Source organism: Terribacillus sp. AE2B 122 (genome assembly GCF_902497585.1).
Classification (GTDB): Bacteria; Bacillota; Bacilli; order Bacillales; family Amphibacillaceae; genus Terribacillus; species Terribacillus saccharophilus_A.
Genome location: NZ_LR700946.1, coordinates 142,276 through 162,667, shown reverse-complemented (window position 1 = coordinate 162,667; position 20,392 = coordinate 142,276). Strand labels below are relative to the sequence as shown.

At 43.3% G+C, this 20,392-nt stretch carries 21 protein-coding genes; 17 read left to right on the top strand and 4 right to left on the bottom strand.

The features are described from left to right. Nucleotides 1-13 precede the first annotated feature (13 nt). The 5 genes from AE2B122_RS13235 to AE2B122_RS13215 all read left to right on the top strand — a co-directional run bounded on the left by AE2B122_RS13235 (nucleotide 14) and on the right by AE2B122_RS13215 (nucleotide 4,539). Nucleotides 14-1,273 carry an MFS transporter gene (locus tag AE2B122_RS13235; RefSeq protein WP_095272995.1) on the top strand — a complete coding sequence of 420 codons (1,260 nt, stop codon included), beginning with the start codon at nucleotides 14-16 and terminating at the stop codon, nucleotides 1,271-1,273. Nucleotides 1,274-1,355: 82 nt separating this feature from the next. Continuing rightward, nucleotides 1,356-1,595, top strand: coding sequence for an IDEAL domain-containing protein (locus tag AE2B122_RS13230; protein WP_095219532.1), 240 nt, complete (start codon nucleotides 1,356-1,358; stop codon nucleotides 1,593-1,595). Nucleotides 1,596-1,716: 121 nt separating this feature from the next. Further along, nucleotides 1,717-2,556 (top strand): D-alanyl-D-alanine carboxypeptidase family protein, encoded by an 840-nt coding sequence (locus tag AE2B122_RS13225; RefSeq protein ID WP_095272994.1) that lies wholly within the window; start codon nucleotides 1,717-1,719, stop codon nucleotides 2,554-2,556. Nucleotides 2,557-2,871: 315 nt separating this feature from the next. Continuing rightward, on the top strand, nucleotides 2,872-4,257 hold the full coding sequence (gene fumC, locus AE2B122_RS13220) for a class II fumarate hydratase (protein WP_095272992.1): 1,386 nt from the start codon (nucleotides 2,872-2,874) through the stop codon (nucleotides 4,255-4,257). 87 nt (nucleotides 4,258-4,344) lie between these two features. Continuing rightward, a complete protein-coding gene (locus tag AE2B122_RS13215) occupies nucleotides 4,345-4,539 on the top strand; it encodes an alpha/beta-type small acid-soluble spore protein (protein ID WP_095219529.1) in 195 nt (64 codons plus the stop codon). Between the two features lie 45 nt (nucleotides 4,540-4,584). On the opposite strand, the gene AE2B122_RS13210 is transcribed toward AE2B122_RS13215, so the two are convergent. After that, nucleotides 4,585-5,466 carry a CdaR family transcriptional regulator gene (locus tag AE2B122_RS13210; protein WP_095219528.1) on the bottom strand — a complete coding sequence of 294 codons (882 nt, stop codon included), beginning with the start codon at nucleotides 5,464-5,466 and terminating at the stop codon, nucleotides 4,585-4,587. An 88-nt stretch (nucleotides 5,467-5,554) separates the two neighbouring features. Here AE2B122_RS13210 and AE2B122_RS13205 point away from each other — a divergent pair, with 88 nt between their 5' ends. The 8 genes from AE2B122_RS13205 (at nucleotide 5,555) to AE2B122_RS13170 (ending at nucleotide 14,466) form a co-directional block, all read left to right on the top strand. Further along, nucleotides 5,555-6,682 carry a DUF445 domain-containing protein gene (locus AE2B122_RS13205; protein ID WP_175074381.1) on the top strand — a complete coding sequence of 376 codons (1,128 nt, stop codon included), beginning with the start codon at nucleotides 5,555-5,557 and terminating at the stop codon, nucleotides 6,680-6,682. Nucleotides 6,683-6,754: 72 nt separating this feature from the next. Further along, a complete protein-coding gene (locus AE2B122_RS13200) occupies nucleotides 6,755-7,105 on the top strand; it encodes a YlbF family regulator (RefSeq protein ID WP_175074380.1) in 351 nt (116 codons plus the stop codon). 114 nt (nucleotides 7,106-7,219) lie between these two features. Beyond that, nucleotides 7,220-8,449 (top strand): DNA repair exonuclease, encoded by a 1,230-nt coding sequence (locus AE2B122_RS13195; RefSeq protein ID WP_175074379.1) that lies wholly within the window; start codon nucleotides 7,220-7,222, stop codon nucleotides 8,447-8,449. Continuing rightward, the gene (locus AE2B122_RS13190) at nucleotides 8,446-11,271 is read left to right on the top strand and encodes an AAA family ATPase (RefSeq protein WP_175074378.1); all 2,826 of its coding nucleotides are present in this window, start codon (nucleotides 8,446-8,448) and stop codon (nucleotides 11,269-11,271) included. Before AE2B122_RS13195 ends, AE2B122_RS13190 begins: the two co-directional genes overlap by 4 nt. Before the next feature lie 84 nt (nucleotides 11,272-11,355). Continuing rightward, entirely contained in the window at nucleotides 11,356-11,904 is a 549-nt protein-coding gene (locus AE2B122_RS13185; RefSeq protein ID WP_095219523.1) for a GbsR/MarR family transcriptional regulator, read from the top strand. Between the two features lie 66 nt (nucleotides 11,905-11,970). Beyond that, the gene (gene yhaM / locus AE2B122_RS13180) at nucleotides 11,971-12,918 is read left to right on the top strand and encodes a 3'-5' exoribonuclease YhaM (protein ID WP_095272982.1); all 948 of its coding nucleotides are present in this window, start codon (nucleotides 11,971-11,973) and stop codon (nucleotides 12,916-12,918) included. Nucleotides 12,919-12,956: 38 nt separating this feature from the next. Further along, nucleotides 12,957-14,222 (top strand): MFS transporter, encoded by a 1,266-nt coding sequence (locus AE2B122_RS13175; RefSeq protein ID WP_175074377.1) that lies wholly within the window; start codon nucleotides 12,957-12,959, stop codon nucleotides 14,220-14,222. 64 nt (nucleotides 14,223-14,286) lie between these two features. Next, entirely contained in the window at nucleotides 14,287-14,466 is a 180-nt protein-coding gene (locus AE2B122_RS13170; RefSeq protein ID WP_095229799.1) for a sporulation YhaL family protein, read from the top strand. A gap of 46 nt (nucleotides 14,467-14,512) precedes the next feature. On the opposite strand, the gene AE2B122_RS13165 is transcribed toward AE2B122_RS13170, so the two are convergent. Together AE2B122_RS13165 and AE2B122_RS13160 are read right to left on the bottom strand one after the other, a co-directional pair. Beyond that, nucleotides 14,513-15,391, bottom strand: a complete 879-nt coding sequence (locus AE2B122_RS13165; protein ID WP_095219519.1) for a peptidylprolyl isomerase — start codon at nucleotides 15,389-15,391, stop codon at nucleotides 14,513-14,515. A 152-nt stretch (nucleotides 15,392-15,543) separates the two neighbouring features. Continuing rightward, nucleotides 15,544-16,080 carry a DUF3267 domain-containing protein gene (locus AE2B122_RS13160; protein ID WP_095219518.1) on the bottom strand — a complete coding sequence of 179 codons (537 nt, stop codon included), beginning with the start codon at nucleotides 16,078-16,080 and terminating at the stop codon, nucleotides 15,544-15,546. 174 nt (nucleotides 16,081-16,254) lie between these two features. On the opposite strand from AE2B122_RS13160, the gene AE2B122_RS13155 reads away from it, so the two are divergent. Further along, nucleotides 16,255-16,602: a DUF1878 family protein gene (locus tag AE2B122_RS13155; RefSeq protein WP_038565632.1), complete on the top strand. Its 348-nt coding sequence runs from the start codon at nucleotides 16,255-16,257 to the stop codon at nucleotides 16,600-16,602. Here AE2B122_RS13155 and AE2B122_RS13150 read toward each other — a convergent pair. Next, on the bottom strand, nucleotides 16,599-17,072 hold the full coding sequence (locus AE2B122_RS13150) for a GbsR/MarR family transcriptional regulator (RefSeq protein ID WP_175074376.1): 474 nt from the start codon (nucleotides 17,070-17,072) through the stop codon (nucleotides 16,599-16,601). The genes AE2B122_RS13155 and AE2B122_RS13150 overlap by 4 nt on opposite strands. A 308-nt stretch (nucleotides 17,073-17,380) precedes the next feature. Between AE2B122_RS13150 and AE2B122_RS13145 the strand changes: the two genes are divergently transcribed. From AE2B122_RS13145 to AE2B122_RS13135, 3 genes are read left to right on the top strand one after another with little or no spacing between them, the layout of a single operon-like run. After that, nucleotides 17,381-18,577, top strand: coding sequence for a glycine betaine/L-proline ABC transporter ATP-binding protein (locus AE2B122_RS13145; RefSeq protein WP_095219516.1), 1,197 nt, complete (start codon nucleotides 17,381-17,383; stop codon nucleotides 18,575-18,577). After that, entirely contained in the window at nucleotides 18,570-19,421 is an 852-nt protein-coding gene (locus AE2B122_RS13140) for a proline/glycine betaine ABC transporter permease (RefSeq protein WP_095219515.1), read from the top strand. Before AE2B122_RS13145 ends, AE2B122_RS13140 begins: the two co-directional genes overlap by 8 nt. A 55-nt stretch (nucleotides 19,422-19,476) precedes the next feature. Next, nucleotides 19,477-20,364, top strand: coding sequence for a glycine betaine ABC transporter substrate-binding protein (locus tag AE2B122_RS13135; RefSeq protein ID WP_095219514.1), 888 nt, complete (start codon nucleotides 19,477-19,479; stop codon nucleotides 20,362-20,364). Nucleotides 20,365-20,392 lie beyond the last annotated feature (28 nt).

Genomic DNA, 20,392 nt, shown 5'->3' with positions numbered 1-20,392 from the left:
CAGGAGACGACATATGGGTGAAAAGAATACATCATCAGGTAACTCACCAAAGGAAATGCGCGGGGCAATTATAGCTTTGGCTTCCATTCCCTTGATAATGACACTTGGGAACAGCATGCTGCTGCCTGTGCTTCCGTTGATGGAAGAGGAATTGGATATAACGAAACTGCAATCAAGTTTTATCATTACATTCTATTCCATTGTAGCCATCATATTCATTCCGATTGCTGGCTTTCTATCAGATCGATTTGGACGAAAAGCAGTAATTCTGCCCTCGCTGGTCATTGCTGGAGCCGGTGGACTGATAGCCGGGATATTCTCAGTCGGTAGTGAAAGTCCTTACCTTTGGATCCTAATTGGAAGGATTCTTCAAGGGATAGGTGTTGCAGGTGCAGCACCAGTTGTGCTCCCGCTAGTTGGCGATATGTTCGAAAAAGAGGAAGATGTAAGTGCCACACTTGGTCTCGTCGAAACGGCCAATACTTTCGGGAAAGTGTTAAGTCCTGTGCTCGGAGCGCTGCTTGCGGGGTTTCTTTGGTATTTGCCGTTTTACGCAATCCCTGTTTTTTGTGCGATTTCCTTCTTATTGGTCCTATTCCTTATCAAAAAGCCTAAAGACGATAAAAAGGGTAATGATTTCAAGACATTTATGAAGAACACGAAGGCAACTTTCCATGAACATGGCGGCTGGCTGACAGCCACCTTCCTGATCGGTGCCATTCTTATGTTTCTTCTTTTCGGCATCCTATTCTACTTGAGTACAGTGTTGGAAGAAAAGTATGGTATGCACGGCATACTGAAGGGAGCGGTTTTAGCCATACCGCTTGCAGCTTTGTGCCTAGCATCTTATTTGACGGGTAAATGGATTAAAAACAACGGTAAACTGATGAAATGGATTATTTTTACAGGAGTAGTTGTTGCGGGTGTCGTAACTATCGCACTCTATTTCTCAAAAGGAATTTTCTTCATGATGGCAGTATTCCTTGTTGCCGGTGTAGGAATCGGAGCGGGACTGCCTTGCTTGGATTCGTTGGTTACAAGCAATATGGAAAAGGATGTCCGCGGAACAATCACATCATTATTAAGTGCAATGCGTTATGTCGGCGTTGCCGCTGGACCGCCTGCAGTTGCCATTTTATTAAAAGTAGATTTTATCTGGCTGATCGTTACATTTGCAGGTGCTGCCTTTATTGCAGCTTTACTCACATTGAAGTTTGTTAAACCGCCAGATCCGGATGATCAAAAGCATCACCCTATTCCGCATTTACATTAATTTAACGAACAAATCAGAAAATTGTTGCAAAGTTAATGTGAATCCAGCATAATGGAAAAAAGGAACCAGGGGGAATCGTTCCATGAAAAAGCATAAAGTTGTCTATCGTCTGCAAAGAACGAAGAGGAAGCGTGCTTATGTTACTGCTAAACGGGAGATTTCGTTTGAAGTGAAGCTGGCCACAAGACTTATGCTGGATGAATTTTATTTTACCTGGAACAAGAATAGACTGGAAGCCCAAATCAATGAGTGTATTGACCAAAAAGACGCGGAACGATTCAAGGAGTTAAGTGCAGCTTACCGCCCCTATACTTTCGAATAACAAAAAAATTTACAGGATCTGTTTTGTCATGGGACAAGGCAGGTCTTTTTACGTGCGAAAAAAATTGGCACCTATGCTATAATATCCTCAAAACTACATGAACGAAGAGGAGATTTTAGAAATGAAGCGTTTGATGCTGTTTGCTGCGCTTAGCGCTGTGTTAGTTGCAGCTGGATGTCAAAACCAGCAAACAAGCCAGAATCAAGACACAAATGAAAATAAGACTGCTGATAAGCAGACGGAGAACCAGCAGGCAGAACAGTTGCAAGAAGAAGATACTGCTGCTGAGGAGCAGACAGCTGAGACAAAGCCTAATCAGCATCAGGAAGAAGCGGAAGATGTGGTAGGCTCAATCGAGAAACCCGTGACGGTTGATAATCCGGATAGTATCGAAGTTGTCGTAAACAAAACCAGAAAGTTTCCGGATGGCTGGGAACCGAAGGACCTAGTAGAGCCAGATGTAGCGTTTTACTTCAGTGAGCATCTAGAGAAGCGGAAAATGCGTAAAGAAGCAGCTGAAGCATTGGAAGATTTGTTCGCAGCTTCCCAGAAGGACGGGATGGAACTGGTAGCTGCAAGCGGGTACCGATCGGAAGCAAGACAAAAAGAGATTTATGAGAATAACGTAGCGACCCAAGGGCAGGAAGAAACGGATAAAGTATCGTCCAGACCTGGCCGGAGTGAGCATCAAACAGGGCTTGCTATTGATTTGACATCTGCAGAGATGGCATTAGCGCTGGAGGAAACGTTCATCGAAACAGATGAAGGAAAATGGCTGGCGGAACATGCACATGAATATGGTTATATTATTCGATACCCGGAAGGAAAATCCGACATTACCGGATACAGCTATGAGCCGTGGCATATCCGTTATGTTGGAAAAGATTTGGCGAAGCAAATATATGAAGAAGATACAACGTTGGAAGAACACTTCCAAATGGAGTCTGATCTTAAGAGCTGAAAAAGAGCCACTGTCCTAATGGGCAGTGGCTCCAATTTATGTGATGGGAGGTCACATACAGATTTAGCGGCATAACTAGTATGCCAAAGACTTACTTGTTCAGATGTGCTTATAGATGCTGCACGAACCAAATTGATTGATTATTAACTCAACTCGATTCTAACATATTGTAAACAGGAAAGGTAGCGAAATTATTAAATTTTTTCAAAAATGAAAAGATGGCCAACCTTGCAAAGATGATAGCCGCAAAAGAGGAGATTATTTGTTACAATAAAGATGCCTTATCAAATGAAGACTTTGGAGAGGGGAAGTAAAATGGAATTTCGTGTAGAGAAAGATACAATTGGTGAAATTCAGGTACCTGCAGACAAGTTTTGGGGAGCGCAAACTCAGCGCAGCAGAGAGAATTTTCCGATTGGTTCAGAAAGAATGCCGAAAGAAATTGTATACGCTTTCGCTTTGCTTAAGAAAAGTGCTGCAAAAGCCAATCATGATTTAGGTTTGCTGGAAAAAGATAAAAGTGAAGCTATCGGCTATGCCGCAGATCGAATTACAAGCGGTGAGCTGGATGATCATTTTCCGCTAGTTGTCTGGCAGACAGGCAGTGGGACACAATCGAATATGAATGTTAATGAAGTTATCGCCTTTGTCGGAAACAAGTGGCTTGAGGAACAAGGGAAAGAAGTGCGTTTGCATCCTAATGATGATGTAAACAAGTCTCAAAGCTCCAATGACACTTACCCGACAGCTCTACATATAGCTGCTGTTACACAGCTGGAAGATGTGGTATTGCCTGCTTTGGATCAGCTTAAAACAACACTGAAGGAGAAGTCCGATGCGTATCATGATATCGTGAAAATAGGTCGTACTCATTTACAGGACGCAACACCACTTACGCTCGGCCAGGAAATTAGTGGCTGGCATCGTATGCTGGAAAAATCGGAACAGATGATTAGGACAAGCATCCCCTTTGTTCAGGAGCTGGCAATTGGCGGAACAGCAGTCGGAACAGGCTTGAATGCTCATCCTGATTTCTCTGAGAAGGTTTGTCAGGAACTATCCGAGGCTACTGGTAAAGAATTCAGTTCAGCAGTGAATAAGTTTCATGCTCTGACAAGTCATGATGAGATCGTATATGCACATGGTGCGCTGAAGGGTCTTGCTGCAGATATGATGAAGATCGCCAATGATGTGCGCTGGCTGGCAAGCGGACCACGCTGTGGAATTGGTGAAATTGAGATTCCAGCTAACGAACCTGGCAGCTCCATTATGCCTGGTAAAGTCAATCCTACCCAGAGCGAAGCAGTTACTATGGTAGCAGTTCAAGTAATGGGAAATGATGCTGCAATTGGATTTGCAGCAAGCCAAGGGAATTTCGAGTTGAATGTTTTTAAACCGGTTATTGCTTATAACTTCATTCAATCTGCGCAGCTTTTAGCCGATAGTATGCTGTCCTTCAATGATCGCTGTGCTGTTGGGATTGAACCGAACCGAGAAAAGATTGCAAAGAATCTTCAGGATTCCTTAATGCTTGTTACAGCTTTAAATCCGCATATCGGTTATGAAAATGCTGCTAAGATTGCTAAAACAGCATTTGCTGAAAATACAACACTAAAAGAAGCAGCAATTGCTAGCGGGTTGCTGACTGAAGAACAATTCGATTCGTATATTAAACCTGAGGAAATGACCTATCCGAAGTGATTACCATGTTTGACCAGCAGTTCCAATAACTAAGCGTGATAAAAAGCGCCTTCTTGCCCAAACTATAGGCATAGGAGGTGAACAAACATGGCAAACACAAACGATTTGGTAGTACCAGGCGTACAACAAGCAATTGATCAAATGAAATACGAAATCGCACAAGAATTCGGTGTTTCTCTAGGCGGTAACGAAACTTCCCGTGCTAACGGTTCTGTTGGTGGAGAGATCACAAAACGTCTTGTAGCTTCTGCACAGTCTCAGCTTGGCGGAGGTCAATTCTAATTTCATATCGATGGCAAGAGAGGCACCGTTTCGGTGCCTCTTTCTTTATGGAAGGTTATGAAGCGCCAAATAAAGCGCAAAAGCATCCTGGAATTTCCGAATGTCGAGACCAGTTTTCTCTGTTAGTTTTTCCAAACGATAATTCAAGCTATTGCGGTGTATGTACAGCTTTTTCGCTGTAAGAGTGAGATTTTGATTGCAAGAGAAATACATACGAACTGTACGCAGCAGTTCTTCATCCTTATTCAACCCTTGAAGGATGTGATGCGTGATGTACTTTCGGTCGGTCTCCGGCAGCAGTATACTGAGCAACTGCGGTACAGCATCGTGGAAATACAGCACATGTTTGGCTGAATGGGAAGGAACCTGTCTGTACGCTTTAAGTAGCCATTCATATTGTTCTGATGCGTCCTTTACAGAATGCAGCCAAGGACTTACAAATAGTCGGAGCGGGACAGATAAATCATACATAAGCATGTCGACAATTTCTTCATATAAGATAGATTCGGCATGACGGCTTTCAACCAGCAAGCCTGTCTGTTTCGTGAACCACAGACATGCAAGCGGATGATCGGTCAGACTATCCATTGCTTCCCTGAACACCTCTGGTTTAACATGCCCTTCTATGGTAAAGAAGATGAAGCGGCAGCCGAAATCATATAATGGATTCTCAGTTAATTCAGTCGTCATGTTTTCACCGTGAAGCAGCTGATCCCAGGCTGTATCTGTACTGCTTCCAGTTGGTATAGTAATTGGTGAACCAATATGATGAAGTAAGGCAAGCTCGCGTTCGTTCAGCTGATTGGCGGGCAAACCGATAATCTCGCCATCCTCCAATCGAAACCAATGATGTGTTTTCATATCGAGTCCATTAAGGCTGGCTGCCGTTTTGATACCCGAAAATAGTTTTTCCAGTTCCTCCAGCATACGCACTTCTCCTATCCAATCTGTTTCTTTGTAATTGGTGTTAATTGTATTATACTAAAACCCAAGTAAACAGAAAGGTCGATACAACATGAATAGTGGAGATATTTGGTTGATTTTATCCATGGCGCTTATTGGTGCCTTGATTGGCGGTATCACGAATCACTTGGCGATAAAGATGCTGTTTAAGCCCCATCGTGCTATATATATAGGTAAATGGCGGCTCCCATTTACCCCTGGATTAATTCCTAAACGCAGGAGTGACTTGGCACGTTCGCTCGGAAAAACGGTTGTTGATCATTTACTCACCCCAAAGGGCATGCAAGCAAGATTGATTGATGATAACTTTCAAATGAAGGTCAATACGTGGGCGAAGCGCGAATTGTTTCGATTTCTTCGTTCGGAGCGAACACCTCGGCAGCTGTTGTCTGATTTGAATATAACTGTGGCGGCAGATGATCTTCATACAAAGACTGCGTCATTATTAAAAACACAGCTGGAAAAACAGTCAGAGAAGGAACTAGGCAGCCTGCTTCCAGACGAATTAAAACAAAGGACAGAAGCTGCAGCAGATAAAGCCGCTTCACATATTCAGCAGATGCTCGTAACTTATGTGGATAGCTATGATGGAAGGCGGAAAATACAGGATCTTGTCCAAAGCTTTCTGCAAGGCAGAGGTTTTCTTGGGAGTATGCTGTCCTCCTTTATGGATCCTAGCAGTGCTGTCGATAAGATTCAGCCTGTTATTATAGAATCAGTCGGTGCAGAAGGCACACGTCGCTGGCTGCATCAGCTGCTTGCAGATGAGCTGAATAAATTGATGAACAAGAAAGTAGGCCAAGTGACCGAATCAATCGGCCAAGATACGCTAGACGAGGTGATCCAGCAAGTAGTCAGGAAGTCGATACCATTTGATGAGATGCTAGACACACCGATACAAGTGTATATGAAAGATCTACAAGACGATGTAATTGAGAAGAAATTGACTCGACTGGTGGGACAAGTCCTTCAACGTCTCTCTGAGCAGATTCCGGTCATCATGGAACAGCTGGAGCTGGCCAAAATGGTTGAAAAAGAAGTATCCGGCTTCCCTCTGGAACGAGTCGAAGAACTAGTCTTGGCTATCTCCAACAAGGAATTCAAGCTGATTACATATCTCGGCTTCCTTTTGGGAGGTATCATTGGAATCGTTCAAGGAATTATCGCACTCTTTATCTGATAGCTCGAACTATACAGCGCTCTATCGGTTTGTTATAGTGGAACTTGAGTAAAAATGAGGAGGTACGTACCCATGGCTAATATGTACGATCATGCGTATGAACTAGAAAAAGCAATCCGTGAAAGTGAAGAATTCAAAGGCTTGAAAGCCGCTTATGATACGGTAATGAACGATCCATCTTCCAAAGAGATGTTCGAAAACTTCCGTAACATCCAGCTTGAATTGCAGCAAAAGCAAATGCAAGGACAAGAAATTACAGAAGAAGAAGTTCAAAAGGCACAAAGCGTAGTCCAAGTCGTTCAGCAGGACGAACAGATTGCGAAATTGATGGAACACGAACAGCGTCTGAACATTGCAATCAACGATATCAGCCGAATCATCACAAAACCTTTGGAAGAGCTTTACGGTCAGCCGGAGGAGTAAACAATAACCTCTTTGCCATTTGGCAAAGGGGTTTTCTTTTATTTTGAAACCGAACGTGCATTCGTAAAGCGTGCATGCTACTATAGAAGCAAACGACTATAGGAAGGAAATGTTATGCTGCCTAAACTAACATTCATACATGCTGCTGATCTTCATCTGGATAGCCAAATGGAAGGGTTGACTGCTGCGTATCCTGCGATGAAAAGCCGTTTGCAGGACAGCACATTTCAATCCTTGAAACAGCTTGTACAGTGTGCAATTACAAATAAAGTGGATTTTGTCTTACTGGCAGGAGATATCTTCGATTCCAACAGACAATCTCTTAAAGCACTCGTTGCCTTGCGTGAAGCCTTTAAAGAACTGCAGAAACACAGTATTAATGTGTACATGCAGTACGGAAATCACGATTTTACTGGAAAAAAACCAATGATGAAATACACGAACAATGTACATATTTTTCAATCTGAAAAAGTGGATACCTTCTTCTATGAAAAGAATGGCGAGCCAGCAGCAGCAATCCATGGCTTCAGTTATACGACGAGACATATTAAATCAAGAAAGGCGCTGGAATACCAATCTAAAGGAGATGGGATTTACCAGATAGGCATGCTTCATGGCAGTCTGGGTACAGGAAGTGCTGCTGATGTTTATGCTCCCTTCAGCGTAGATGAGCTGAAACAAGCTAGTTTTGATTATTGGGCGCTGGGGCACATCCATAAGCGTGAAGTATTGTCCGAGCAGCCGCCAATTGTCTACTCAGGAAATATCCAGGGCAGACATCGTAAAGAGTCTGGAGAAAAAGGCTGTTATTTGGTGGAATTGGAGGGGCAATCCTGTGCAATGACGTTTCTTCCCCTGCAGGATATACGATTTGAAACGGTGGACGTGGAAGTCAAAGAAGGAACAGCGTTATATGAAGTGGAACAGGCCGTGCTGGACAGCTGTATTAATTGGGAGGATGCGTTTGGAGAGGCTGTGCTCCACGTAATTTTCCATGGTCCTGCACATCTGTTGATGCGATGGAGCCAAGAGGAACGTTTGGAGGAGTTACTTGAGATCATCAATGAGCAGCAACAGAATCTTGGCAGCCAGCTCATACTTGCTGGTTTTTCTGTTCAGGCAACCATAGATATGAAGGAAGAGCTGCTTCTGGAGCGTAATGATTTCACTGCTGCGCTGTACACAACTACCTATTCAGAGAATGAAATGACACATAGTTTGGAGGAGCTTATGGGAAATCGTCAATTCCGTAAAATCAAGCAGTCTTATTCTCAGGAAGAATTACAGGAGATGCTGGAGGAAGCGAAACAACTGCTGCTCCAAACTTTATTGGAGGTAGAATGACAGTGCAAATTAGCGGCGGACATATTTATGATTTCGGTAAATGGCATGATTATACTTTCGATTTCCAACACAGCTCATTTGTTATCATCCAGGGAGAGAATGAGGCTGGTAAATCTACTTTAAAAGCCTTTCTTATTTACATTTTATTCGGAATGCGTTCACGGGAACTTGAATCATATAAACCAAGGACTGGCGGTACTCCAGGTGGACGACTCAACCTCTGTTTTCCTGATGGAGAAGTAGTTGTCGAACGGATCCTGGACCAGCATAATGGACAGGCTATTTGCTATATAGGCTCTGAGCAAAAAAATCAGCAGTGGCTGGAGGATCAGTTTGACGGTATGGATGGTTCTGTATTTCGCCAAGTTTTCACATTGGATACGGAAGCACTTGTTTCCTTGCAACTGACAGACAAGGAGCATTTGGGGAAAGTTCTATTGGATGCGGGGCAGACAGGATCAGCCGACGTCCATAAGCTGGAGAAAAAGCTTCAGCAGGAATTGCAGCAGCTTTTCCGACCTCAGGGAAGAAAGCCGAAAATCAATACAATGCTGCATACCTTCTCTGAACAGGAACGCCTTGTTCAGGAGCTGACGGATAGGGAAGCGGCTTATCTTCCGGACAAAGAAAAATTGCGGGAAATACTAGAAAAAACAGATGAGCTGCAGAAGAGGAAAGCAGAACTGCGCGCACAGATCAGTGTCCAGAAACAATTATTGCAAGCTATTCCGTGGCAAAAGAAAGCGGCTTACACAAAGGAACGGCTAAAGCAGCTGTCAAGTGTGGAGGCATTCCCTACTGAAGGATTTTCTCAGCTGCAGCAAATCCAGCACCAGCTGCAGCCTTTGGAAGCTCAATTTCATGTTCACACGAAGGAATCTGTTTTGATCAATAAGGATTTGATTTCAACAGAAGATCAGCTGTTGAAGGATGAATTGTACAAAGAATTATATGAACTGGCAGCTAGGACAGATTGGACAGCTGATGTGAAACGTACACAGCTATTGGTGGAGGAACGTTATAAACTCCAAAACCAACTAGCTAGTGTACATCTAAGCTATCCTTATCCGGAGGAATTCACTTGGGACTCATATATCGCGGAAGCTGCCGGAGAATGGCGTTCGCTTCAGGAACAAATGATGATCTTGAATGCAGAGAGTGAGCGTATTCAACAGTCTATTGCTGCGAAGAGACAGGAAATAGATAAAATTGATCAATTGCAGGATAGGATTCACCAGAGTTTAATTTCAGAAAAGGAATATCGGGAACTTCACAACAAGAAGGACATAAAACGTGCAGAAAAAGATTTATCTAAAAGAGTAATTTCTCCTATTGTTCTCTTGCTAGTTTTTGCGGTGTTATTAAGTGGTATCGGTATTCTAACTGCAAATTGGCTTTTAGCTGGAAGTGGAATCTTTCTGCTGGTTGGTGCTCTTTTGAATTGGCGCTTTAGACATCAGCCTGACAGTCAGCTTGAGAGTTCTTCCTATGCTTCCGAAAAACTGGCAGAACAGCAGGAACTGCGAGTCCGCTGGCGTCAATTGGAGGAGCAGCGTCACCCTTTGGAAGTACAGCTTATGGAATTACAGCAGGATCATTCTAAGCAGGAAATAAGGAGAGAGAAACTTGAGCAGAAGACAGCTATGCAGCTTGAGAAGTTTTCTTTCTTAACAGATGTACCGCTCATGCATTGGGAGAAAGCCGTCTTAGAGTGGAAAGCAAAAGAGCAGCTGGCGGGTATGCTGAACAAGGTAAATCAAGAGCATGAAGAACAGCAGCTGCGCTATAGGATTACTATTGATCGACTGCGTGACATATTGAATTTGCCGATGGATTTACCACCAGAGAAAACAATTGAACAAGCAGAATATGTCATCGAGACTCAGCAAAAGCTAAGGCATGCGAAGGAGCAGATGCTTGATCGACAACAGGAGATTCAGCAGCACATACAAGGGTTGGATAAGCAGCTCAAGCCTTTGCAGGAGCAAAAGGCAAGTCTGTTTGAAAGTGCTGGAGCCAAAGATGACAAACAGTTCCTGTATTTAGCTGAGCAATATCGGATAAGAACGCAGCTTATGGAAGAATTAGAGCACTATCGATTGCAGTTACGAGCCATTTTGCCAAGCGGGGAGTTTTCAGCAGAAGAAATGGAGTACAAACAGGATAAAGTGGAGCTAGTGATTGCCAGTCTAGAAACGGAACAAAAGTTTGTGGAAGAAGAGCTGGATAATTGTCGGCAGCGTGCCGCCACACTGCAAGTCAAGCTGGCTGATCTTGAGTCGGATACAACAGCTTCGGCGGCTTATCATGAGCTGCAGCGGCAGAAGCAAATGCTAACTGCAGCTGGACGAAAGTGGGCTGTATGGAAACTTGCTTATGATATGCTCTTGCAAACAAAAAGAACGTTTCAGGAAGAAAGATTCCCAAGAGTCCTAAGTGAAGCGAGCAGTTTATTTTCAAAGGTGGCAGATCAGTATAGCGGGCTGGCGCTGACAGAGGCAGGAAGCTTGGTTGTAAAAGATCTGTACAGCAGAAATATTGCTGTAGAGCAGCTCTCCAGGGGTACGATTGAACAGCTTTACCTTTGTCTGCGGCTGGCACTCTCCCGACATCTTGGGGTACAGCAGAGTTTTCCGTTATTGATTGACGATGCATTCAGCCATACAGACTTTGAAAGAAGGGAACGCTTTCTTCCAATACTGCGGACAGCTGCAGACGTGCAACAGATCATTTTGTTCACCTGGGAAGAACCGACACCTGAATGGACTCGCCAGTCTAAATTGCTTCAGCTTGAAAAAACGCAGAAAACTAGTTCATGGTAGCGTTTTAGCATTCGCAAAAAGGTAACAATAATGGTAAACTGGATAAGATAAAAATTGGATTATTGTAAGCTGGAGGGTCGGGCAGTGCCGAGTAACGAAGAAAATTGGGCTAAATACGAGGAATCTATAGAAAAATTCATACAGGTTATTGCCAAGAATATGAATTTATATGGTATTACCTCATCTGTTGGCCGACTATATGGTGCGCTTTATTTTGCGGATCAACCAATGACATTGGATGATATGAGAGATGCTTTGGAAATGAGTAAAACGAGTATGTCCACAGGTGTCAGAGCATTAGCCGATATGAAAATGGTAGAAACTGCATACAAGAAAGGTATGCGAAAGGATCTATATAAATCGGAGGAAGATTGGTACAAATCGTTTACATCAATCTTCGGGAATAAGTGGGAGAAAAGCACCCAATCGAATTTAGAGGAAGCTGATGAGACGATTGAGGAGCTTAAGCAGCTGAAGGAAGATGTCAACGATTCGGAGTTGATTGAAAGAATTGACAAAGACATTGACCGGCTTCAGTACGCTCGCGATTATTATACGTGGCTCCTGCAGTTCATCCATGTGGTCGAATCAGGAGAAATATTCAAATACGTTCCAAAGCCGCCAAAAAGATAAAGGGCTTGGAGCATGATGCCCTTGCTAGCATAGTAAGGGCTGTATTTATGAGGGAGGAGAATAGCGTTGAAAAAAGGAATTGGGTATTTCCAGGTAGGAGATAAATTTGATAGCTTTCTGTTGATCAAACAAGCAGACAAAGCTATTGCAAGTAATGGAAAAGCTTTTATGACATTGATATTAGGTGATGATACTGGAGATATCGAAGCGAAGCTATGGGATGCATCACCTGCAGATGAACAGCGATATCATGCCGATCAAGTAATTAAAGTACAAGGTGAGGTGAACGCATTCCGCGGCCGGCTGCAGCTTAAAATACAAGCTATTCGGGTGGCAGAACCAAATGATGGGGTACATGCGCATGACTTTGTTAAGCGGGCGCCGCTTTCAAAGGAACAGCTATTGGAAGAATTGACATCATTCATTTTTGAGATGGAAAATCCGAATTTTCAACGGATTACGCGGTATTTTCTATCCAATTATCAGGAGCAGCTGCTTGTTTTCCCGGCGGCAGTACGTAATCACCACGAGTTTGTTTCCGGGCTTGCGTTCCACGTCGTATCAATGCTGCGGATTGCTCGCGAATTAAAAAATCTTTATCCGGAGATCAATAAGGACTTGCTTTATGCAGGAATCATTCTCCATGATATCGGTAAATTACGAGAGCTGTCCGGTGCTACGAGTCCTACCTACACGGTGGAAGGGAAACTGCTCGGTCACATTTCCATCATGTCAGATGAAATTGCACAGGCCGCCAGAGAATTGCAAATCGAAGCTGAAGAAGTAATGATTTTGCAGCATATGATTTTAAGCCACCATGGTAAAGGGGAATGGGGCAGTCCGAAGCCGCCACTCGTACGTGAAGCAGAGCTCCTGCATATGATTGACATGATTGATGCGAAGATGAATACCCTGCAGCGTGTGATGGATAAAGTAGCGCCTGGAGATTTTTCAGAGCGAGTCTTTTCCTTGGAGAACCGCAGCTTCTATAAGCCTACTTTTGAGCAGGAATGAAAGAAATAGACAGAGAAAAATAGAATAGAGGGAATTATATGAGATGGAAGGATTGGGACCGTAATCTGAAGATCCGATTGCTTGGGGAAGCGATGATGAATTTCCTGTTCTGGGCCTACTTCCCGTTTATGACGATCTTTTTCCAAGACGCCTTTGGAAAGGACAGAGCGGGATGGCTGCTTATGTTATCCCAAGTGCTTTCCGTACTGGCAAGCTTAGTAGGAGGGTATTGTGCTGACCGTTTTGGTCGGAGAAGGATGATGAGTATCGCGGTTGCCGGTCAATCCATCACCTTTCTCGTGTTTGCATACGCGAATTCACCGTGGCTGACGTCATCAGCCCTGACTTTCCTTGCGTTTAGCTTCCTAGGTATTTGGAGTGCATTGTATTGGCCTGCATCACATGCGATGGTAGCTGATGTGGTTAAGGAGAAAGATAGGGCTTCTGTTTTCGCTGTCTTCTATACAAGCCTTAATATAGCTGTAGTGGTAGGACCGTTGATCGGAACCGTTTTATTTTATTCGTTCCGTTTTCAAATGCTGCTGGCTGGCTTCCTGCTTACTGCCATACTATTTGTTATCATGCAAGTCTTCATTCGGGAAACAGTGCCGGAGAAGAAACAGGAAAAAGCAGATCATGCAGCATGGTACAAAGCTGTCTGGAAAGAACTTCAGACATATCGCATCATTGCCAAAGATCGGACTTTCCTGCTATTCATCGTGGCAGGCGTGCTGGTAGCGCAAACGTTCATGCAGCTGGATATACTGATAGCTGTTTATACGAGCGAAGTTATTACCAACCAAACCGTTTTTGCACTCGGTGATTTCCGTATTGAAGTGGATGGAAAACAAGCGTTTTCACTTATCCTGGCTTTAAATGGATTATTAGTAGCTATATTTACGGTATTCACAACAAAGTTTGTCACCAAATTCCGGATTGCCCGTGTGTTCGTTGCTTCCAGCATTGCCTATGCTGCGGGTATATGGCTCTACGGGTTGACAGAAAGCTTCTGGATATTTGTAGTTGCAATTATTCTTTTCACAATCGGAGAGCTTATGGTAGTCGGCTTACAGGAAAGCTTTGTCGCGACATTGGCTTCAGAAGAAAGCCGCGGGCAATATTTTTCAGCAGCTAGTCTGCGTTTCACGCTGGGGAAGGTGCTTGCACCGCTCAGCCTAGTGCTCGTAAGCTATATGAGCTATCAGCTCACATTTACTATCTTGGCTTTGTTAGCTCTTGTGAGTGCCTTCGTCTATAACATGATGTTTAAACGCTATCATAAAGAACAGCGAGCAGCATCATAATATCCGTCATGAATTCTTGTCCACTAGCATAGATATTACACAACAAGGACAAGGGGGTATTACAATGCCGGAGATACCATTGTGGGTCATGCTTGTTTTCCTCTGCATGATCGGCAGCGGCTTCATGGCATTCCGGACGCAGCGGCATGATTATCAAACAGAGAAGCAGTTCATCGAGCGAGAAGGAAATGTATATATGGAGCGTATCGAGGAAGAAAAAGCGAGACGTGCAGATAAAAAGTAATAAGAAAAAAGACCGAAACGAATTCGTTTCGGTCTTTTTTCTTTTATCAACCGGAAGTTGTTGATGTAGATGTCATATTATCGATTAAATCTTTGTATTCATCGATTTTGATATCAAAGTCTGCATCTTTTAGTATTTTGTTGATTTTCTCTTGCTGCTCAGTTGAATCTACTTTCTGGATAGCTAGTTCTGTCTTGATTTGATCACGTTCGTCCTCAAGGGAACCGACTTCCTGTTCAGTATCACGAGTGTCATCCAAACGGATGATGTGCCAGCCAAAGCTGGATTCTACTGGATCACTGATTTCACCTTTTTTCAGCTTGTAAGCTGCATCTTCAAATGCTGCGTCCATTGTACCAGCAGTGAACCAATCTAGAGAGCCTTTAGCTTCCACTGTACCAGTATCTGTGGAATATTCTTCTACAAGCTTGTCCCAATCTTCTCCGTCATCCAGCTTCTTTTTAACTTCTTTCGCTGTATCTTCATCGGCAACTAGGATATGGCTTGCATTTAGATCTGTTTTCATGTGATCGTAACGAGTTTGGATTTCTTCATCGGAAACATCCACGCCGTCTGCAATCGCCTGTTGCTGAAGAAGGCTTGTATTCACTGATTCACGAAAAGCATCTTCATCTGCATAGCCGGCTTGCTGCAGAACAGATTCGAAAGTATCTCCATACTGATCTTTCAATTTGTCCACCTGTTCGTCAATTTGTTCCTTGTCCACATCATATTTATCGTCAAGGGCCTTTTCCAGAACCATTGTCTGCAATACTTGAGAACCGTATTTGTCACTTAATTCCTGATAGTAATCTTCTTTAGAAATATCTCCAGCTTTTGATTCTACCACTGTCTCACCGGAACCACATGCTGATAGTGCGACAACGCTTGTCGCGAATACTGCAGCGATAGCTAGTTTCTTCATGAAAACAAACACTCCTAATCCACTTATATTTGATTGGCGGCTTGCCCGCCGTTTCCCCATAAGACAATATATCACATATTCAAGGGTAAAAGGCAACCTGTGGAGGCAATTCCACAGTTTTTCCATATGTAAAAACGCTCCAGGACGGAGCGTCATTTAACCAAAATATCGTAACTTTTATCTGTCCCTGCAATGACACATTTTCGCGGTGCCTGCAATAAATTGGAAAGATAGAAGCCATCTGAGAAGGTCATGCCTGCATTTACGCTGACGAGAAGGATATAATAAATGGGCATTGTATCCATGAAAATCGCAGCTACAAGCAAGGGTAAAGTAATCAAAACAGTTGGCATAACTAATGAAATGAACGGTATAAAACGGCTTGTTTCATTTCTAACCTTGAAATGCAGGTATGGAATAAATTGTCCGAGCCAGTGCAGTTTATATTCACAGCGCTTCCCTGTTATCCAAAAAGGAATCAAATGAGTGATTCCATGGATGAATGGAAGTATATATAGAGAAATTAATACAAGTATTAGTCCTGTTTCTTCAATTTTCATTTTTGGATGGATCAGCGTCAGCATCGGATAAAGAATGATGAAAGTCAGGATTCCGATCATCGAGGAAATAAGGCATATCCGATTGGTACCGAGATCTTTCTTCGCATCGACACTTCTCCAGCAATTCATGTCCGGGGGCTCCCTTCTGTTGACTTAAAAATAGGGTGAGCTTTCTTCACTTAAGAGATAATAGTACGTTTGAACGGGAAAATCAATAGCTTTCCTGGAAATTTTACTTTAAAATATAAGAACAAGATCCGTTTGTATGAAACGGTCAGTTTGAAAGGCAAAGGAAGCGTTTTTATGGAGGAAGAAAAAAAGAGTACGCTGTCTTTTCATCTGCATTTGATTGCAGAGACTGGAGTGTTGGATAAATATCCTTTCCGTAAGCTCCTCATTGAACGGAATATAAATGAGGAGGAGTATGCTGCTGTCCTGAAAATGCTTCAGCGGCTTAACCGCTTATACAAGGAGCAGAAGGAAGAAGGATTGCTTGATTACACGTCGCTGCTGCTGGAATTCGTTGGTATGATGCCCGAGAAGCTGTATTATTGGGATGTACTGCTGGCACTTCGTGAAGAAAAACAGGACGATACATATAAAGGTCTGGTGGATGAACTGATTTTACTGGATATGAAAAACCGCTATTAGCATGAGCTGATAGCGGTTATTTTTTTAATTATTGCTGCTGTCTGTTTATGGAACTGCAGGCTGCTGGAGACTTGTTTCTGCATGGATAAGAATTCAGGATCATTGTCTGAAATAGATTTTTCCATATATTGCATGATTTCGACCTGCCGGTTAGTTTGTGCTCTCCATTGCTCGATTTGTGATGTCATCAATTTCTTGTATACATTACTGACACTTGTATAAAAATCCTTTCTCGCACCTTTTACCCACACGCGATCCACAAGCTCCTGGTGGGATAAATTCCGGATAGCTATATGGACTGAGGTTTTACTTTTGCCGATTAAATCTCCCATCTGCTCCAGGGTAATTGGACGGTTTTCTACATATAATATGGCCAGCAGCCGAGCCTCCGTTGCAGAAAGACGGAACAACTCTCCTGTCCTCGTCAATTCTGACACCAGTGTTTCGTATATTGAGGTCCTGTCATTCACTTGTTCTAGTCCGCCCCTTTTGCTTCTATTAAATAAACGTTATATAAAGCTTACATGATTCATTTATGGAACGAAAATCCTCCTTCACATAGCATTCGGAAGTATTTCGGAGGAAATAGAAGTAAAAGAAACGTTTAGTACGTACAGTATATTCTGTACGTACTAAACGTTCAGATATAACGATTCATGTCGTTTGATTTGTTTGTATTTTATGTTTAGTATTAATAGGGTCGAAACAACGTGATAGGAAAATGTTCCTGATTATTACAGACAGGTTACAGAAGACTAGTGAAAAAGAGGTGAATACTGTGCCGATTATTAAAGTAGAAAATCTCTCTAAGGTGTTTGGAAAAAACACGAAGGCTGCGCTGCAATTAGCAGAAGCTGGTAAGACAAAAGAGGAGATACTAAAAGAAACAGGAAGCACAGTTGGTGTCAATCGTGCATCATTTGAAGTAGAAGCAGGTGAGATCTTCGTTATCATGGGTCTCTCGGGTAGTGGTAAATCCACACTGGTTCGTCTGATTAACCGACTGATCGAACCAACAACAGGCGATGTTTACATTGACGGAGAAAACTTAGCGAAGATGGATAAGAAGGAACTTCGCCGTGTACGTCGACAAAAGCTGAGTATGGTATTCCAGCGATTCGGATTATTCCCGAACAGAACGATAATGCAGAATGCTGAATATGGACTCGAAGTGCAAGGAATGAGTAAAGAAGAAAGAGCCAAGAAAGCGAAGGAATCCCTGGAGCTTGTCGGCCTTGGAAGCTATCTGGATCAGTATCCAGGTCAATTGTCCGGTGGTATGCAGCAGCGGGTCGGGCTGGCACGAGCGCTAGCAAACGATCCGGAAGTCATGCTCATGGATGAAGCATTTTCAGCTCTCGATCCTCTTATCCGCAAAGATATGCAGGATGAATTATTGGATCTACAGGAATCGATGAAAAAGACAATTTTGTTCATCACACATGATTTGGATGAAGCGCTCCGTATCGGTGACCGCATTGCATTGATGAAAGACGGAAACATCGTTCAGATCGGTACACCTGAGGAAATTCTCATGAATCCAGCTAACAGCTATGTCGAGAAATTCGTAGAAGATGTCGATCGTGCAAAAGTACTTACTGCACATCAGATAATGAAACGTCCGGAAACTGTCAACATAGATAAACATGGTCCGCGTGTTGCATTGGAACGGATGAGGGAAGCTGGTCTATCAAGTATCTTTGTCGTAGATAGCAAACGCGTCCTGCAAGGCATTATTACTGCTGATGCAGCGAACGAAGCCAGAAAGAATGAAGTGAAAAACCTATCGGAAATCATCCAGCGTGATGTGCCGACAGTAGAGAAGGATACACAGCTGCATGATTTGTTCGCAGTCATCCATGATTCTCCGGTTCCATTAGCAGTTACGGAAAACGGAAAACTGTTAGGAATTATTGTCAGAGGTGCAGTTATCGGTGCGCTGGCTGGTGAGGGTGAGGTGAACGAGAATGCTTAATTTCATGGAAAACGTAGAGGCTTTGCCTGTAGCAGATTGGACAGCTAATTTTGTCGAATGGCTTACAGATACATTCGCTTTCTTGTTCGATCCAATTAAGGACGGACTTGGCGATTTAATGGATATGATTACATCAGGCCTTGATGCTATTCCTCCTGTCATTTTTATTTTGCTAGTTGCAATATTAGCCTTTTTCATGACAGGAAAGAAATTTGGATTAGCAGTATTCAGTATTGTCGGCTTGCTGTTCATTTGGAACCAAGGATTATGGGATCAGTTGATTGATACGTTCACACTTGTACTGACATCCAGTATTTTGTGTATCATCATCGGTATTCCGATTGGTATTCTAATGTCCAAAAGCAAAATTGCTCAAACAATCATTACACCGATTCTAGACTTCATGCAGACGATGCCTGCCTTCGTTTACTTAATTCCGGCAGTAGCATTCTTCAGCATCGGGGTTGTACCAGGTATCTTTGCTTCTTTGATCTTTGCAACACCGCCAACTGTACGTTTCACGAATCTCGGTATCCGCCAAGTTTCCGAGGAACTGGTAGAAGCGGCTGATGCCTTTGGTTCAACTGGACCGCAAAAGCTATTTAAAGTGGAATTACCGATGGCTAAGTATACAATTATGGCTGGTATCAACCAAACAGTCATGCTGGCACTTTCCATGGTCGTAATCGCATCCATGATCGGTGCACCAGGTCTTGGCCGTGAAGTATTGTCTTCCTTGCAGCGAGCGCAAGTTGGTCCTGGTTTCGTAGCCGGTCTGAGTATCGTTGTACTTGCAATCATCATTGACCGTTTTACGCAGAATATTTATAAAGATAGAAAATGAGCGATGTAGCCTGAAATAGGCTTCCAATAAATTAGTAAAAGGGGAGTTCAATTACATGAAAAAGTGGAAAACATTAGGTGCAGCAGCCGGACTAGCATTGACATTAGTAGCAGCAGGGTGCGGTAATGACAGCTCTAGCTCAGACAGCTTCAGCGAACAAGTGGATTACACAATTACTGGTATCGAAGCTGGTGCGGGTGTCATGAGTGCGACAGAAAAAGCAATTGAAGATTATGATCAGCTGAATGGCTGGACATTGCAGCCATCTTCCAGCGGTGCAATGGCAACTGCCCTTGGTGATGCAATCAAGGATGAAGAGCCAATCATCATCACAGGCTGGACACCGCATTGGATGTTCAGTAAATATGATCTGAAGTATCTGGAAGATCCGAAGGGTTCATTCGGAAGTGAAGAAACCATCAACACTATGACTCGCCAAGGATTTGCTGATGAAGTACCGGGTGCTAACACAGTGCTTGATCAATTTAATTGGTCTACAGACGATATGGGAGAAGTTATGCTGGAAGTAAGTGACGGTACAGACCCTGCTGAAGCAGCACGCAATTGGGTGGACGGTCATGCGGATCAAGTAGCTGAGTGGACTGAAGGAGCAGAGGAAGGTAATGGTCAGGAAGTCAGCCTTACGTATGTAGAGTGGGATTCTGAAGTTGCTTCTACGAATGTCATGAAAGTTGTACTTGATGATCTAGGATACAATGCGAAAATCACTCCTCTTGATAACGCAGTTATGTGGCAGTCTGTAGCGAATAGTGAAGCTGATGCCATGGTAGCAGCTTGGCTGCCGACTACACATGGTGATTTGTATGAGCAGTACAAAGATCAAGTTGTCGATCTAGGACCTAACCTGGAAGGTGCGAAAACTGGATTAGTTGTTCCTAGCTATGTAGATGCAGATTCTATTGAGGATTTAGAAGCGAAATAATAAAAAGAAAAACCCCTTCCAATTGGAA